The organism is Rhodococcus sp. P4_B6 (assembly GCF_056402215.1).
The window spans coordinates 1-17,371 of record NZ_JBFUHV010000028.1 but is presented as its reverse complement, the minus strand read 5'-3'; the positions used below and the strand labels follow the sequence as shown (position 1 = coordinate 17,371).

Genomic DNA, 17,371 nt, shown 5'->3' with positions numbered 1-17,371 from the left:
CTTTCCTTCGATTGGTGCGCGGCTGGTGCATGACACGAGCGGAAGGGTCATCCGCCGCACGCTGGTGCATTGACGGTCACCTTCGGATCGTCGACGAGCGGCTGGATCGGCACCCGCGCCTCACCCGGTGCGGTGGGCTCGTTCAGTTCGTATCGCAGTTCGACGGTTGCGCCCTTCGGGATGGTGACGGGCACCGTGAAGACCGGGTGGCCCAGTTCATTTCCCTGAATGGCGAACGACTGCTTGCCGTCGATGCTTGCTTTCGTCAGGGTCGCGCCGTTGGTCGACAGTAGCGAGACCATGGCGAGGTTGGTGCCGTACGGCAGGGGCTTGTCCTTGAACGTGCCTGCGACGATGCGCGGAAAATTGGTGTCCGGGGTGTTGTTGGTCAGACGCACGGTGACTGCGGACGTGCGGGTGTCGCCCGTGCAGTCGGCGGCGGTGTAGTCGATCTCGCGGTCGAGGTAGTAGTCCAGCTTGTTGCCGCCGTTGTTGTTGATCACGACGCCGGCGTACGGGGCGGGGTCTTCGGGCACCGTGTATCCCAGCGTGGTGCCGGCGAGAATTGCCTGCTCTTCCGGGTGGGAACTCCACACGGCGATGCGGCGCTCCCCGGCGGCTCGACCGACCGCGTCCAGCAGTCGCTGAGGTGACTCGATCTTGCCGGTCATCTTCTCGACGACCTTGCCGGCGATGGTCTGCAGGTATTCCTTGCGTTCGGCGTTGTCTTCGGTGTAGTTGGCCTCGTTGGTGATGAACCGGGTGTAGGCGGTGGATTCGGTGAGTTCGACGACGTTGCTTGCGTCGACGACCTCGCCGTCGGGCAGGGTGACCGGGCCGACGGCGGCCAGTACGTAGCTCAGCGCCACCGGGTCGGTCGCGATCGCTCCGTCCACTCGTTCGCCCGACTCCTGCGCCCACATGGACTGCCAGATCTGGCCGGCGTACGGAAAGTGGGAGCTCAGATTGCTGTTGCGGATGTCGACCGAGGGGTTGTAGTTGCCGTACATGCTCTTGTAGTCGGGGCCGAGATCGAGCGGGCGCTTGTCGTAGGTCACTTCGGAGTTCTTGCCGAGCTTCTCGATGCCCAGTTTTCCGTCGCTGGCCCGGATGACGCTGTAGCCGCCGACGAGTCCGCCGGTGCCGCGTGCCTCGGCGTTGGTCTGAAAGGCGAGGAAGTAGCTCCGAGGTCCGTCGAGGCCGAGCATCGCCGGAAGTACCTTGGCGCCGATCGTCGTGTTCTCCAGGAGTTTCGCCACGTCGTCGGTCTGATTCTGCAGTTCGGTTCGCGCATCGTCCACCAGGCCGACGTACCCTGCGCCGCGAATGCCCTGCGCCTGGGTGGCCAGGTTCCGTGCTGCGATCGACGTTTCCTGCAACGTCGGGGCGGCGTCGCGCAGCGGTTGCAGTTGCACGTTGCCGCCCTCGCCGACCAGATCCCGGGGTGACAACGCGACGCCGACGTCGACCGCCGGGGTGAGGACGTCACGCGTGAGCCCGACCACGACGTCGGACATCTGCTGCGCCGATTCGAACGGTGCTCCGAGCCCGGGGACGGCTGCGAGGGAACTCCAGGGGGCCGAATGCAGATTGTCCCGGGCGTCTGCGGCCCGTTCCCGGGCTTCGGCCGCCGCCCGCTGGGCACCCTCGGTGTTGCCGTCGAGCAGTGAATTCTTGGCGAGCTGCGCGTTGTCCCGCGCGCCGGTGAGGTTGTGCTGGACCTGCCAGGCCGAGAACCCGAACCATGCGACGACAGCGACGGCGGCGACGCCCACACCGATCAGTACCCGCCGTCGAACGGTCGAGCGGCGCGGTTCCGTCGGTGCCTCAGCGGGTGTCGAACCGTCGCTGTGGGAGTTGTTGGGCGACTTCGCGTCCATTCGGGTCTGCTCCTAGCTATCGAGGATGAGGTTTCTGGTCGCGTAGCTGAACTGTCGGTCGCGGAACGGCTGCCCACGACGGCCGCTGATCGTGTCATGACGGCAGTTTCCGCTGCCGCCGTCCCGTTTCCGGCGAAGTTCGTGGACCTGCGGCACGCCGTATTCTCCTCTGTCCGTGTCTGTTCCGATAGAAGAGTAAGGGTATGTGCTTTCACGTTCCTGTTCGGAGGTGGTTGGATGCAGTATTGCGAGTACGCGCGGGAATGCTGCCGGTAACCGCTACGTGAGCGCTGCGAACGTGCTGGGACTGCGAGTAGGGTCACTGTAACGATTTCCGCTGCAACACCTATACGTATACGGTCCGCGTTCGGGCCGTTCGGCAAGTGGTAGATCGGGGGGACGGATAGTGGGCTCGGGGTTCCCGCGTAAGGCTGCAGGTGAACTCGATTCGCGTGCCTTCCCGCTCTCGCATGCCCAAAAGGGGTTGTGGTTCGCGCAGCAGTTGGACCCGTCCGTTCCCATACTCGTCGCGCAGTACGTCGAGCTCCGTGGGCCGGTGGACGTCGGCGCGTTGAAATGGGCGTCCGAGCAAGGCTCGTTCGACATCGAGTCACCCGGTGTGCGGGTCGTCGACCACGCGGGTGAGCCGTACCAGTTGGCGGACGAGACGATCGACGACGAACTCGCGTACATCGACTTGCGGTCCCACGAAGATCCGGTGGCCCAGGCGCACCGGTGGATGGACGAGCGCCGCCGCAGGCCCATGTCGGTGTACCGGGATCGCCTGATCTCCGCGACCCTGCTGCACGTCGGCGGCGACCACTACTTCCTCACCACGTTCGCGCACCATCTRATCCTCGACGGCTACGGCGCCATGGTGCTGATGAACCGGGTGGCCGAGCTGTACACGCATGCGGTGGATCGCACGGAGGCTCCCGCGTCGAAGGCCGTGCCGCTGCGGGAACTGTACGAATCCGAGGATGCGTACCCGCGGTCCCGCCGCTTCGAGATCGACCGCGAGTACTGGTCCGAACGAACGAAGGACCTGCCCGAGCCGTCCCGATTGACCGACCGGGACAGCGCCCCGTCGGCGGTGTCGTTGCTCGCCAGCGAGGTGATGGACCCGGTCGTCGTCGACGAGCTGAAAGCGCTCGCGCAGGAGTGGAATTCGTTCGAGGTGCCGATCGTGGTCGCGGCGTTCGCGGCATTCCTCGCGCGGATGACAGGCAATTCGGATGTCGTGCTGAGTCTTCCGGTGTCGGCCCGCACCACCGCGGGCGCGCGCCGTTCGGGTGGCAGCGTGGCCAACATCGTTCCACTCCGGATCGAGGTGGATCCACGCGGGACCACACACGACCTGGTGCGTCGTGTCCAACTGGAACTCACCGGTGCGCTGCGGCACCAGCGTTTCCGCTACGAAGACATACTCCACGACATGCGGTCGACGTCGCGCGTCGGCCGCGGCTTCGGGCCGATGGTCAACATCATGATGTTTCACACCGAGACGTGGTGGGGTGACGTACTCGGCGAATTGAACGTTCTCACGGCCGGTCCGGTCGACGACCTCGCGGTGGCGATCTATCCCGGTGCGGCCGGGCAGAACGTCCGCGTGGACTTCGAGGGCAACCCCGCCGTGTACGAGCGAGAAGAACTCGCGGGCCACCACGCGAGATTTCTGGACTATCTGGGTGGATTCGTGGGCGCCGACGCCGACGCGGCCGTGGGTAGCCTGCCGCTGCTCGTCCGAAACGAACTCGACGCGCTGATCCCTCTCGACGGTCCTGCGTCGGCGGACCCGCTCAAACTTCCGGACTTGCTGGACCTGACAGCGGATTCCGACACGGTCGCGGTCCGCTGCGGCGACGTCGAGATGACCTACCGCGCTCTGCACGAGCGATCGAATCGGCTCGCCCGCAGACTGCTCGCACAAGGGGTCGGCGTCGGCAACCGCGTTGCGCTGATGCTGCCGCGCTCGATCGAACAGGTGGTGGCGGTGTGGGCCGTCGCGCGGTGTGGTGCGGCGTTCGTCCCGGTGGACCCGGACTATCCCGCCGAACGCATCGCGCACATGATCGACGAATCCGGCGTCACCATCGCCGTCGCCGTCGATCCGGGGGTGGTGCCCACGGGTGTCCGCTGGGTGGACGTCGCCGACGCCCCGGGGGACGGCACACCGGTCGCCGATGCGGAATTGGCACATCCCGTCAGGCTGGACAACGCCGCCTACGTCATCTACACGTCCGGCTCGGTGGGGGCGCCGCGCGGAATCACGATGCCGCACCGAGGACTTGCGAATCACGCGGCCGCAGTGCGGCGTCTCTACGCGGCGGATTCCCGGTCGCGGGTGCTGATGTGCGCGTCGCCCTCCTACGACGCCTCGATACACGAACTGCTGGTCGCGGTTACCGCGGGCGCCACGTTGGTGATCGCGCCGCCGCCGGTGCGCGGAGGAAAGGCCATGGCCGACCTGCTGCGCCGTGAGCGAATCACCCACTGGACCACGACACCGGCCATCCCGGCACAGATGGACCCGGCCGGACTGCCCGACCTCGAGGTACTCGCCGTAGCAGGTGAGGTCTGCCCGCCGGAACTGGCGGCGCGGTGGGGCGTCGACCGCACGGTCCTGAACCTGTACGGGCCGACGGAGGTCACCGTGTGGGCAACGGCCACCGAACCGCTGGTCCCCGGCTCCCGTCCCACGATCGGGCGACCGATCGAGGGAGTGTCGGCGGTCGTGCTGGACCGCTTCCTGCAGCCCGTGCCGGCAGGGGTGGTGGGCGAGCTGTATCTGTCCGGTCCCGGGGTGGGTCGCGGATACCTCGAGCGGCCGGGTGCGAGCGCGACACGTTTCGTCGCGAACCCGTTCACGACCGACCTGCAGCGCATGTATCGGACCGGCGATCTCGTGCGGTGGTCGAAGAACCACGAGCTGGAATTCGTCGACCGTGCCGACGATCAGGTGAAGATCCGCGGATTCCGGGTCGAATTGGGCGAGATCACTGCCGTTCTCGGCCGGCATCCGGGAGTCGACACGGCGATCGCGGTGGCCCACGACCGGAACGGCGAGTTGGCAGTGGACGGCTATGTTCACGGCACCGGCCTGGACCCCGACGACGTGCTCGCCGGAGTGGCCGAGCGACTGCCGGCGTACATGGTGCCGTCGACGGTCACCGTCCTCGATGCCGTGCCGCTCACGCCGAGCGGCAAGGTCGATCGATCCGCGTTGCCTGTTCCGGCGCCGTACGACCACGAGTTGCGTTACTGGAAAAGGCAACTCGAATGCCTGCCGCCGTTGTCGCTGCCGGAAGCCCGTGACGTCTCGGACGATGCCGGGGCGTTCAGCGGCCGGGTTCCGTTCGCCGTGGAGCCCGCCCTGTGCCGGCGGGTGCACGAACTGGCGGCCGAACAGGCGGTCTCACCGTTCACGATCGTCCACGCCGTGGTCGCGGTGTTGCTGTCCGTCGTGAGCGGTGCGGACGACCTCGCCATCGGAGCGGTCCTCCCGGACGGCCACACCGGCGACGACTGCGAGCCGCTGGTGCTGCGCAGCAGACTCGATCCGCAATTGACGTTCGACGAGTTCCTGCTGGAGTCGCACCGCGTCGAGCAGGCCGCCCGAGCGCACGGCGACGTGCCGTTCACGCACGTGGTCGACGTTGCCGGGCAAGAACTTTCGGCCGGTCGTCACCCGCCCTTCCAGGTGATGCTGTCGGTGGACGCGGAGCCGGAACGGGAGTTCGACGGCCTGGATCTGGTGGTGACGCTGCGTGGCCGACTCGACGGCGACCGGTTCGAGGGGGTGTTGCGCTACGCGGCGCACCGTTTCGAGCGGCGGACGGTGGAGCAGTGGGCCCGGCGGCTACACCGACTCCTCGTGGTGGTCGCCGAGAACCCTGGCGTGGCGCTCAGCGCGATCGACCTGCTGACACCGGAAGAGCGGGCCCTGGCAGTCGGGGGAACGCAGGATTCTGCGCACGACGTCGCGTCGCTGTCCGAGGTCTTCCGCCGGCGCGTTACCGACAGCCCGGACGCCGTCGCCGTCACGTGCGGTGGGAAGGCAGTCTCCTATGCCGAGGTCGACCGCCGGTCCGCCGATCTGGCGCGGGCACTGAACGGCTCCGGGATCGGAGATTCGAGCATCGTCGCTGTCGGACTGTCGAATCCGGTCGACAGCGTGGTCGCCCACATTGCCGTACTGCGGTCGGGCGCGACCTGCCTGCCCCTGAGCCCCGACCACCCGACCGAACGCATTCGATACCTGCTGGCCGACGTGGTGCCCACCCTGTTGCTGATCAGTCGTGCCGACGCCGACGCGATTCCGCACGGCGGGTACCCGACCGTCCTGCTGGACGACGTCGAGTTCGGCGAAGACGGCGCACTCGACGTCACGGCATCGGAACCGGGACCGATCCACCCGGGCCGGGTCGCCTACGTGCTCTGCCCCGTGGGCTCGGAACCGGTCGCGGTGACCCACGCGAATGTCCTGGCGCGGGTGCGGTCGGGCAACGACGGCGACGGCGTCGTCGCCGACCTGTGGGCGCCACTCGTCGAGGGTGGAACGGTGGGGCCCCGCCGCGGAGAGCGCGGGCCCGCGCAACCCACCTACCTCGACGCCGGGTCCCGCGTCTACGTGCTGGACAGGGCGTTGCGACCCGTCCCGCCCGGGACGGTCGGGGAACTGTATGTGGGAGGCCAGCAGGTGGCCCGGGGATTTCACCGTCGGCCCCCGAGTACCGCCGGACGGTTCGTGGCCGACCCGTTCGTGCCGACGGGTACGGGGGACGCCGGGGGAGTGCGGATGTACCRCACCGGGGACCGGGGGCGGTACGTCGACGGACGACTGGAGCGGCTGCCCCGCTCGTCCGGCGACAGCAGCCTCGCACGGTGGCAGCGGGCGCTGCGCGGCGTCGGTTCGTCGTCGCCGGTGCCCACGGACCGGATGGTCGGGGGAATTGCGTCTCCGTCGGACTGCGTGCACGAGTTCTCGATCGACTCCGATCGCCACGAGGCCGCCGCACGGCTGGCGCGCGAACAGGGCGTGACGCTGTTCACGGTGCTGCGGGCCACTCTCGCAATCCTTCTCGCCCGCATCGGTGTTCACCGGGACATCGTGATCGGCGGCGAGGCGGGGCTGACGGGAGACCGGGCGAACACGGTGGCGTTGCGGACCCGCGTCACCCCCGCCATGTCGTTTCTCGAGGTCCTCGAGCAGGTCCGGAGCTTCGACGTTGCGGCGTTCCAGCACGCGGACGTGCCGTTCGAGGCACTCGCCGACCTGCTCGGTGGCGAGCGGCCGCAGGTGTCGCTCGCGCTCACGCCGACGTCCGAGAACGGCACCGTTCCGACGCCGTTCGATCTGGCGTTCACGTACTCGGAGCGCTGGTCGGATCACGATCCCGCCGGAGTGGACGGTGTGGTCACCTACACGCCGTCGCTGTTCGACGCCGCCACCGTCCGGTCGCTGGCCGAGTTGTTCGTGGATGTCCTGGCCGCGGGCACCGACCGTCCCGGGATCGAAGTGGGCAGCATCGGCCTCGCTGCCGGCGCAATCCTCGACGGCGGCGAACCGTCGGCACCGAGAACGCTGTCCGACATTCTCACCGGCACCGCCCGCGACTTCCCGGACGCGCAGGCGCTCTCCGACGGCACCGTGACCCTCACCTACCGTGACCTCGACGCACGCTCCGATTCGCTCGCGCGCGTCCTGATCGACGCGGGTGCGCGCCCGGGCCGCGTGATCGCGCTCGCCCTGCCGCGATCGGTGGACTTCATGATCGCACTGTGGGCCATCACCAAGACCGGTGCCGCCTTCGTCCCGGTGGATCCGACGCATCCGGCGGAACGTCTGGAACGGGTGCTGACCGAGGCCGACGTGTGCATCGGGGTCGGGGCGATGTCGGTGGGCGGTTCCCGGATCACGTGGCTGCCGGTCACGGCGGGCGACTATCTGAACGGGGCTCCGCCGGTGCATGTTCCGGTGCATCCGGACGAGTTGGCGTACGTCATCTACACGTCGGGCTCCACCGGGACGCCCAAGGGCGTGATGGTGCCGCACCGCGGGGTGTCCTCGCTGACCGGGGAAGCGGTGCGCCGGTACCGGGTCGCGCCGGACTCGCGGGTGCTCCACGCCTACAACCCCACGTTCGACGCCGCGCTCCTGGAGGCGCTGCTCGCGTTCGGTTCCGGTGCCTGCCTGGTGGTCGCCCCCGCCGAGGTGTATGCGGGACCGGATCTGCAGCGGGTACTTGTGAAACACCGGGTGAGCCATTACCTGTCGACGCCGGCGGTGCTGTCGTCGCTGAGTGTGGACGGGCTCGAGCACATCGAAGTCGTCGCGGTCGGCGGCGAGGCGCTGCATCCGGATCTCGCCGCGGCGTGGAGCGACGGCCGGCGGATGCTCAACGCCTACGGGCCGACGGAGTCGACCGTCGTGGCCACCCTTGCCGCGGTCGACGGCCACGTGACCATCGGCGGGCCGATTTCCGGCACCACCGGCCAAGTCCTCGACGACCGGCTACGCCCGGTTCCCGTCGGTGCGATCGGCGAACTGTACCTGTCCGGTTCCGGGCTGGCCCGCGGCTACGTCGGCGACCCCGGGCGGTCCGCGGTGCGTTTCGTCGCGGCGGCAGGCGGTGTCCGCATGTACCGCACCGGCGACCTGGTGCATCGCCGCGCCGACGGCAATCTGCAGTTCATCGCGCGAGTGGACCGCCAGGTGAAGATTCGTGGTGTCCGCATCGAACCGGGGGAGGTCGACGCGGTGATCAGCCGGGTCGCCGAGGTCGACGGTGCGATCACGGTGGCACGGCCCAACGCGGCAGGAGCCGACGCATTGGTGTCGTACGTCGTGCCCCGCGGTTCCCTCGATGTGGAGTTGTTGCGCAAGAGACTCGAAGACGTGTTGCCGTCGTACCTGGTGCCGTCCGCAATCGTGGTGCTCGACGCGTTTCCCCTGAACCCCTCGGGCAAGATCGACGTGAAGGCGCTGCCGGCGCCGGTACTCGAGTCGCGGGTCTTCCGGGCACCCGAGTCGGCGGTGCAGGAGACCGTCGTCGCCGTGTTCGCCGAGGTTCTCGCCGTGGAGCAGGTCGGGCTGGACGACGAATTCTTCGCGCTGGGCGGCAACTCGCTGATCGCGACGCAGGCGGCCGCGCGGTTGGGTGAGGCGTTGAACGCGCACGTGCCGGTCCGGATGCTGTTCGAGGCACCGACGGTGGAAGCGCTGGCCGAGGAGGTGTCTACGCTGCTCGGCACGGGCAACCGTCCGGTCCTGTCGCAGCGGCCCCGTCCGGAACATGTTCCCCTGTCGCCTGCGCAGCAGCGGATGTGGTTCCTGAGCCGCTTCGACCCGGCGTCCCCGGCGTACAACATCCCGCTGGCCGTTCGGGTGACCGRAGACCTGAACGTGCCCGCCCTGCAGCAGGCGCTGCGCGACGTGCTGGAACGGCACGAATCGCTGCGAACCGTGTTCCCGGAACACGACGGCGAACCGGTGCAGGTCGTGTTGCCCGCAGAACGCGTCGAACTGGACCTCTCCCCGATGACCGTCACGGCGGACGTCGTGGACGCTCACGTGCTTTCCGTCCTCGCCCGGGGATTCGACGTCTCGGCCTCGGTCCCGATCCGAGCGCGACTTCTGCAGGTCAGCGAACACGAACTGATCGTGGTCGTCGTGGTGCACCACATCAGTGCGGACGGCGTCTCGATGGCACCGCTGGGCCGGGACGTGGCGACGGCGTATCTGGCGCGGACGCGGGGGGAAAGCCCCGGGTGGGCGCCGCTCGAGGTTCAGTACGCCGACTTCGCGCTGTGGCAGCGGGAGGTGCTGGGCGACGAACACGACCCGGACTCTCTGGCGGCGACCCAGTTCGACTACTGGACGCGCACGCTCGCGGGGATCCCCGAATTCCTCGAACTGCCGACCGATCGCCCTCGCCCGGCGGTGCGTACCCATCGGGGTGCCGCCGCGCCGGTGGCCATCGACGCCGACACCCATCGCCGTCTCGGTGAGATTGCGCAGCAGCACAATACGACACTGTTCATGGTGGTACACGCCGCTCTGTCGGTGTTGCTGGCACGGGTGACGGGAACCTCGGACATCGTGATCGGCACACCGGTCGCGGGCCGCGGTGAGCGGGTGCTCGACGACGTGGTCGGCATGTTCGTCAACACGCTGGTGCTGCGGACGGAGATCGATCCCGGCGCCTCCCTCCTCGACGTGCTGGAACAGGTTCGTCAGACCGATCTGGATGCGATGGCGCACGCGGACGTGCCGTTCGAGCGTCTGGTCGAGATTCTGAACCCGGTTCGTTCCCAATCGTATTCGTCCCTCTTTCAGGTCATGCTCGCGTTCCAGAATCAGGCGCCGGCGGTACTGGAACTGCCGGGTCTGACCCTCGCGCCGCTCGAGATCGACGCGCACGTCACCAAGTTCGACCTCGACTTCTCGCTCTCGGACAACTACAACGCGAACGGTGCCCCTGCCGGCATCGCCGGGAGCCTCACGTACTCCACCGAACTGTTCGACTCCGAGACGGCGGAACGGTTTGCGCGGAGTGTGATCCGCGTCGTCGAGGCGTTCGCAACGCAACCGGGGCAACAGGTCTGCGACGTGTCGCTGCTGACGGGCGACGAGACGGCCCGGATGCTGAAGACGTGGAATGCGACGGACGCGGCGTCGGACACGGCGACTCTGGTGGATCTCCTCGATGCCCAGGTGGTCCGCACCCCGGGCGCGGTCGCCGTCGCGTTCGAGGACGAAGTGCTGACGTACGGCGAACTCGACGCGCGGGCCAACCGCCTCGCGCGGCTGCTCGTGGAGCGGGGAACGGGCCCGGACTCCCTCGTGGCGCTCGTGTTCGAACGGTCGACGGAGATGATCGTCGGGATGTGTGCCGTCCTCCGCGCCGGCGGCGGCTATGTGCCGATCGACCCCGAACACCCGGCCGGGCGTATCGCGGACGTGCTGGACTCCGCGGCACCCGATCTGGTGCTCACCACCTCGTGGACGCGCGGCTGCCTGCCGCCCGGCGTCGCGCACGTCGACGTCGACACCGTCGATCTGTCCGGGTTCGATGCGCACCCGATCCGCGATGCCGACCGGGTGCGCCCGCTGCGGCCGCAGAACACGGCCTACGTTCTGTTCACGTCGGGATCCACGGGCCGACCCAAGGGTGTGACGGTCAGTCACGCCGCGATCGTGAATCAGCTGCGCTGGCTGACCGAGGAGTACGGGGTCACCGCGAACGATGGCGGAATTCTCAAGGCGCCGTACACCTTCGACGTGTCCGTGTGGGAGGTCTTCCTGCCCCTGGTCGTGGGTGCCCGGCTGGTGGTGACGCGCCCCGGCGGGCATCGTGAACTCGACTATCTGGCCGCCATGATCCGCGAACACCGGATCACGATGATGCATTTCGTGCCGTCGGTGCTGGCCGCGTTCCTCGCGACGGGCGAGGGGGAGACACTGTCCTCGCTGCGGCACCTGTATGTGGGCGGCGAGGAGATGCCGGCCGAGCTGGCGGAGGACGTGATCGCTCTGCGGCCGGGCGCATTCCACAATACGTATGGTCCCACCGAGGCGGCGATCACCACGACCGCGTTCGAGCTGCGCGAATCCGTGGAGGCGCGGGTGCCGATCGGTGCGCCGGTGCGGAACACCCAGGCGTACGTGCTGGACGCGCGGCTTCGTCCGGTCCCGGTGGGGGTTGCCGGTGAGCTCTACCTCGGTGGCGAGCAAGTGGCCCGCGGCTATGTGGGGCGGAGCGCGCTCACCGCGGAACGCTTCGTGGCCGATCCCTTCGGGCGGCAGGGAACCCGCCTCTACCGCACCGGTGATCGCGTGAAATGGGCCCGTGAGGGTCAGCTGGTGTATCTGGGCCGCACCGATCTCCAGGTCAAGCTGCGTGGACTGCGAATCGAACTGCGGGAGGTCGAGGCGGTGCTGGAGGCGGCCGCGGGTGTGTCCCGGGCAGCCGTGGCACTGGTCTCCGACGAACGGGGCGGTGACCACCTCGTCGGTTACGTCGTCGCCGAGCAGGGACTGCAGATCGATACTCACGACGTGACGGCCTCTGCGCGAGAACGGCTCCCGTCGTACATCGTGCCGTCGCAGATCATGATTCTGGACGAGCTGCCGTTGGCGTCGGCCGGCAAACTCGACCGGCGTGCGCTCCCGAAACCACGCTTCGAACCCCGCGCCTTTCGCGCCCCGAGCACGGACACAGAGATCGCGGTGGCCACAGTCTTCGGTGAGCTGCTGGGCGTCGAAAGAGTGGGTGCGGACGACAATTTCTTCGAGCTGGGCGGAAACTCCCTCACGGCGGTGCGGGTGGTGCGTGCCCTCCAGGCGTCCACGGGTGTTGCGGTGTCGCTGCAGACGGTGATGACGGATCCGACGCCGAGTTCGATCGCCGCCCGCATGTGCTCAGCCGACCCGGAACGGGACGGGGCGCTCGACGTGGTGTTCCCCATCAGGACTGCGGGGGAGGGGCGCCCACTGTTCTGCATCCACCCGATCGTGGGACTCGCCTGGTGCTACACCGGTCTGACGTCCCGGATCGATCCCGATCGGCCGATCTACGGCCTGCAGTCACCGGCGATCGCGGGCGAGGACACGCCGCCGACGTCGATCGACGGCCTCGCCGCGAGGTATGTGCAGGAGATCCGCCGGATCCAGACCGACGGTCCGTACGACCTGCTGGGCTGGTCGCTCGGCGGCGTCCTCGCGCATGCCGTCGCGGTGCAACTGCAGGCTGCGGGTGAGGAAGTGGCGACCGTCGTGATGCTCGACAGTTACGCGCAGCAACCGGCCTCGAGGGACACCGAGATGCCGCTGAGCGTGAGCGACCTGCTTGCGGGAATCGGTGTCGAGGGCGATGTGCCGGCGGCCGTCGCGGACATGGCACCCGAATCCGCGGTAGACCTGCTGGCCACCGCGGCGGGTGGGCCCATGGCCGTTCTCGGCCGCGACCAGATCGGGGTGCTTATCGAGAGTGCGGCGCACACGTGCGCGTTGCTGGACCACCACACCCCCGGGGTCTTTCGTGGCGACATCGCGTTCTTCACCGCGGGTCGCGACGATCCGACGGGATCGGCGGCGGCCACGAGTTGGGCGCCCCATGTGACGGGCGCCGTCCGGAACCGCACCGTCGACAGCGCGCACTGGCACATGACGTCACCTCGCGTGCTGCGGGTGGTCGGATCGGCGTTGAGGCGCAGATAGCTCGACAGTCGCAGACGGCCGCTCAGTACCGGGAACGAAGTAGCTTCCTGCGGCGCCGCGTGGTTCGCCGCACCCACGGGCGGTCGCCGGTGGTCGCGAACGTCCATACGGCGATCGCGAGCGCCGCAACGGACAGGAGATCGGACACCGTGAGGCCGTGGGTGGCGTCGAATTCCCAGAGCACCTGGCCCTCGAGCGGGCCGTTGCCGAAGATCCAGACCACCGCGGCGACGACGGTGGCGCCTGCGGTCAGGCTGGAGGGGCGTGCAAGGCACAGTGTGGTCGCCGCGAACAGGAAGTTCATGAACACGAGTGGATAGAAGGGCAGCGCCATCCCGTCATTCTTCCAAGCTGCATCGGGATCGCGCACGGCGCGTCAGGCAACCGTACGGTCGGGAGGGTCGTTCTTACTTGTCGCGTCCTCTTTGGCGGGCAGTTCGTGCAGGTCTTTCTGCCGTATCGCTTTCCCGATGAGGATCGCGAGCGGCACCGACAGTGCTATCCACGCGAGCAGGACCCAGGCAATCCACCACACACATCGAGTATGCCCGCCCCCGGACGCGTGCCCAAGGGCGTCGGATGCGCCGCCGTCCGTGGGGACTGGTCGGTAGCGGAAATTCGGAAAAATTACCTGGTCATCGCCGGTTTGCCGTAGCGAGTTCGGGGCACCCCCTCGATAGGGATTGGTTCTCTTTTTCAAGGAGGTGGGTGATGACGACACCAGGTATGTCGATCGAGAGACACCCTGATATCGCCGAGTTGCGGGCTCGCTACGACCGAGTCTCGGAACAGCCGATGACACAGGTCACCGAGGGCCTGATGTTCATGGCAGGCCTGTACATGGCGGCGTCGCCGTGGATTGTCGGGTTCGCAAGCCAGTCTGGGCTGGCGATGTGCAACTTGCTGTCGGGTATTGCGGTGGCACTGCTTGCCGTCGGTTTCACGTCGGCCTACTCACGCACGCACGGCATGGCATTCGTCGCGCCGCTGCTCGGACTGTGGATGATCGTCAGCCCGTGGCTGGTCGTCGGAGTAACCACCACGGCGGGAATGATCTGGTCGAACGTGGTCTGCGGCATCGTCGTGTGTCTGCTGGGTCTCGGTATCACCGCCATGGGTATGGCGGACGGCGGCATGAGGATGAGGAGGAGGTAGACACGCACGTGCCCGCATGGGGATGGGGCACGAGCCGAAGAAGCGCCCGCCGGATCCGGTGGGCGCTTCGACTGCGTTCAGCTGGTCCCGCGTTCGGCTAGTTCTGCTTGAGGAACGCGTCGTGCTCTCCGTGGGCGCGTTTGATGAGGTCCAGGAGTGCGGTTTCCTCGCGGACCATCTTCTTGAATTTCGGGTCGAGCTTCTTGAGTTGTTCTTCCTCGTTGATCAACCTGTCGTACATGCGTTCGCGCTCGGCGAGGTCGGCGGTGTAGTCGAGGTCGAGGTAGTTGACGGCGTGCCGCCGGGCGCCGGCGATGGTGGACTGCGCCCTGCCTTTCTTGCTGGCGAGCGACGCGATCACGGTGATCACGAGGATGCCGATGATGACGCCCAGTGACACGAATGTGCTGATCTCGATGACGTTTACCGGTTCGCCGCTGTTGATGAACGGCAGGTTGTTCTCGTGCAGTGCGTGCAGGATCAGCTTGACCCCGATGAACGCGAGGATCGCCGCGAGTCCGTACGACAGGTAGATGAGGCGGTCGAGGAGACCGTCGAGCAGGAAGTACAGCTGCCGCAGGCCCATCAGCGAGAACACGGTGGCGGTGAAGACGACGAAGACGTTCTGGGTGAGACCGAAGATCGCGGGGATGGAGTCGAGGGCGAACAGGAGGTCGGTGCCGCCGATCGCCACCATCACCAGCAGCATCGGCGTCATCATCCGCTTGCCGTTCTCGACGGTGAACAGCTTGTCGCCGTCGTACTGCTCGGTGGTGTGCATGAATTTCTTCGCGATGCGGATGATGAAGTTGTCGGCCGAGTGCGAGTCCTCGGTTTCGGGTCGCAGCAGGTTGCCGGCGGTGATCAGCAGGATGAGGCCGAAGAAGTAGAACACCCACGCGAACGAGTTGATGAGCGCGGCGCCGAGGAAGATGAACCCCGTCCGGGCGAAGATCGAGAACACGATGCCGAACAGCAGCACTTTCTGCTGGTCTTCCCGCGGCACCCGGAAGCTGGAGATGATGATGAGGAAGACGAAGAGGTTGTCGACGGACAGTGCCTTCTCCGTGACGTAGCCGGCGAAGTACTCCGTGCCCATGTCGACGCCGCCGAAGATCAGGACGGCGACACCGAAGAGCAGCGCGAGTCCGACGTAGATCGACGACCAGATCGCCGCTTCCTTCAGCGTCGGGATGTGCGCGTGGCGGACGTGGAAGAAGTAGTCGAACGCGAGCAGCGCGACGATCACCACGATCGTCAGAATCCAGGCGAAGGGAGTTACATGCACCGTTTCTGCCTCTCCGTCGAAGCGAACGCTCTGCCCGTCAGCGTAGTCCCGCGCACGGCGCGACTTGGCAGAACCGGCGCGGTCGCCGGGGCGGCACAGTTGCTGCCGCCCCGGCGATCGGGCTCAGTTTCGGTCGCCGAACACCGTCCGGTGCCAGTCCTTCCTGGCGGTTCCGGTGATGTCGGACATGACGTGCTTGACGTTCGTGTACTCGTCGAGCGAGTACGTCGACATGTCCTTGCCGTAACCGGATGCCTTGTACCCGCCGTGGGGCATTTCGCTGATGATGGGGATGTGGTCGTTGATCCACACGCAGCCCGCGGCGATGTCGCGGGAGGCGGTTTGCGCCCGGTACAGGTCCCGCGTCCACGCCGACGCCGCCAGCCCGAAGTCGGTGTCGTTGGCCAACGCGATGCCGTCCGCATCGTTTTCGAACGGCAGGACGACGAGGACGGGGCCGAAGATCTCGCGCTGCACGATCTCACTCGACTGGTCGGCGCCCACGACGAGCGTCGGCTCGTAGTAGAAGCCGGACGCGAGGTCGCCGCCGGGGACGGCACCGCCGCGCACTATCTTCGCCCCGGTGTCGCGGGCGCGGTCGACGAACCCGGCGACGTGCTGCTGCTGCCGCCGCGACACCAACGGACCCATGTCGGTGCCGGGATCGGACGGGTCGCCGAGGCGGACGGTGTCCATGAGCGAGGCGACGCCGGCGACGAAGTCGTCGAACAGCGGACGCTGCACGTAGGCGCGGGTGGCCGCGGTGCAGTCCTGGCCCGAGTTGATGAGGGCACCGGCGACGGCCCCGTTGATCGCCGCCTCGAGGTCGGCGTCGTCGAACACGATGAACGGGGCCTTCCCGCCCAGTTCCAGGTGCAGCCGCTTGCCGGCCGCGGCGGCCGCGATCTGCCGTCCCACGGGAGTCGATCCGGTGAAGCTGACCATGCTCACGTCCCGGTGCGACACCAGCGCCGAACCGGTGGTCGCGCCGCGGCCGGTGATGACGTTGACGACGCCGTCCGGCAGTCCGGCCCGGGTCGCCGCCTCGGCGAACAGCAGCGACGTCAGGGGAGTGATCTCCGCGGGTTTGAGCACGATGGTGTTGCCTGCGGCGACGGCGGGCAGGATCTTCCACGCCGCCATCTGCAGCGGATAGTTCCACGGCGAGATCGACCCGATCACCCCGACGGGTTCCCGGCGGATGCTGGACGTGTGGTCGGGCGAGTACTCACCCGACGCCTTTCCCTCCAGATTGCGGGCCGCGCCGGCGAAGAACGACACGTTGTCGATCGACCCGGGGACGTCGAACTCGGTCGACAACTTGATCGGCTTGCCCGTCTGCCGGGTTTCGGTGGACGCGAGGTCGTCGGACATCTCGGTGAGTTCGGCGGCCCACCGCGTCAGGACGGTGGAACGCTCGCCCGGGCTCGTCGTGGACCATTGCGCGTACGCGGCTTTCGCGGTGGCGACCGCGTCGTCGACCTCGTCGACCGAGGCCTCGGGGCGCGACGAGATCACCTCACCGGTGGCCGGATCGAGCACCTCGTACCGTTCGGACGCTGCGCCGTCCCGGTAGCGGCCGCCGACGTACAGCCCGGGAAGGTCCTGGTGGTTCACAGCAGATTCCAGGCTTCGGTGAGGACGCCGCGCAGGATGCGTTCCATTTCGTCGAATTCGGTTTGCCCACAGATCAACGGCGGTGCGAGTTGGATGACCGGGTCGCCGCGGTCGTCGGCCCGGCAGTACAGGCCGGCGTCGAACAGGGCGGTGGAGAGGAACCCGTGCAGGATCCGCTCGGCCTCGGCGTCGCTGAACGACTCCTTCGTG

7 protein-coding genes and 1 pseudogene are annotated in these 17,371 nt (G+C 67.6%); 2 read left to right on the top strand and 6 right to left on the bottom strand.

From position 1 onward, the window contains the following. Positions 1-47 precede the first annotated feature (47 nt). The gene (locus AC1DWT_RS16080; RefSeq protein WP_477921339.1) at positions 48-1,880 is read right to left on the bottom strand and encodes a DUF4012 domain-containing protein; all 1,833 of its coding nucleotides are present in this window, start codon (positions 1,878-1,880) and stop codon (positions 48-50) included. 406 nt (positions 1,881-2,286) lie between these two features. On the opposite strand from AC1DWT_RS16080, the gene AC1DWT_RS16075 reads away from it, so the two are divergent. Beyond that, positions 2,287-13,101, top strand: a complete 10,815-nt coding sequence (locus AC1DWT_RS16075; RefSeq protein WP_477921337.1) for an amino acid adenylation domain-containing protein — start codon at positions 2,287-2,289, stop codon at positions 13,099-13,101. 22 nt (positions 13,102-13,123) lie between these two features. On the opposite strand, the gene AC1DWT_RS16070 is transcribed toward AC1DWT_RS16075, so the two are convergent. Further along, on the bottom strand, positions 13,124-13,435 hold the full coding sequence (locus AC1DWT_RS16070) for a hypothetical protein (RefSeq protein ID WP_276140222.1): 312 nt from the start codon (positions 13,433-13,435) through the stop codon (positions 13,124-13,126). 42 nt (positions 13,436-13,477) lie between these two features. Beyond that, on the bottom strand, positions 13,478-13,636 hold the full coding sequence (locus AC1DWT_RS16065; protein WP_167372168.1) for a hypothetical protein: 159 nt from the start codon (positions 13,634-13,636) through the stop codon (positions 13,478-13,480). 176 nt (positions 13,637-13,812) lie between these two features. Between AC1DWT_RS16065 and AC1DWT_RS16060 the strand changes: the two genes are divergently transcribed. After that, on the top strand, positions 13,813-14,256 hold the full coding sequence (locus AC1DWT_RS16060) for an SPW repeat protein (protein ID WP_072937494.1): 444 nt from the start codon (positions 13,813-13,815) through the stop codon (positions 14,254-14,256). A 97-nt stretch (positions 14,257-14,353) separates the two neighbouring features. Here the strand turns inward: AC1DWT_RS16060 and AC1DWT_RS16055 are convergent, their stop codons facing one another. The 3 genes and pseudogenes from AC1DWT_RS16055 to AC1DWT_RS16045 all read right to left on the bottom strand — a co-directional run. After that, positions 14,354-15,544 (bottom strand): TerC family protein, encoded by a 1,191-nt coding sequence (locus AC1DWT_RS16055; protein ID WP_072937493.1) that lies wholly within the window; start codon positions 15,542-15,544, stop codon positions 14,354-14,356. 123 nt (positions 15,545-15,667) lie between these two features. Continuing rightward, complete coding sequence (locus AC1DWT_RS16050; protein ID WP_477921334.1) at positions 15,668-17,161, bottom strand: gamma-aminobutyraldehyde dehydrogenase; 1,494 nt, start codon at positions 17,159-17,161, stop codon at positions 15,668-15,670. Next, positions 17,158-17,371 (bottom strand): annotated as a pseudogene (locus AC1DWT_RS16045) (aspartate aminotransferase family protein); the annotation flags it as partial. The gene AC1DWT_RS16050 and the pseudogene AC1DWT_RS16045, both read right to left, overlap by 4 nt.

Excerpts from the sequence above, each read along its gene's own strand:
- AC1DWT_RS16080 (WP_477921339.1), bottom strand. The coding sequence starts at position 1,880 with ATGGACGCGAAGTCGCCCAACAACTCCCACAGCGACGGTTCGACACCC.
- AC1DWT_RS16070 (WP_276140222.1), bottom strand. The coding sequence starts at position 13,435 with ATGGCGCTGCCCTTCTATCCACTCGTGTTCATGAACTTCCTGTTCGCG.
- AC1DWT_RS16060 (WP_072937494.1), top strand. The coding sequence starts at position 13,813 with ATGACGACACCAGGTATGTCGATCGAGAGACACCCTGATATCGCCGAG.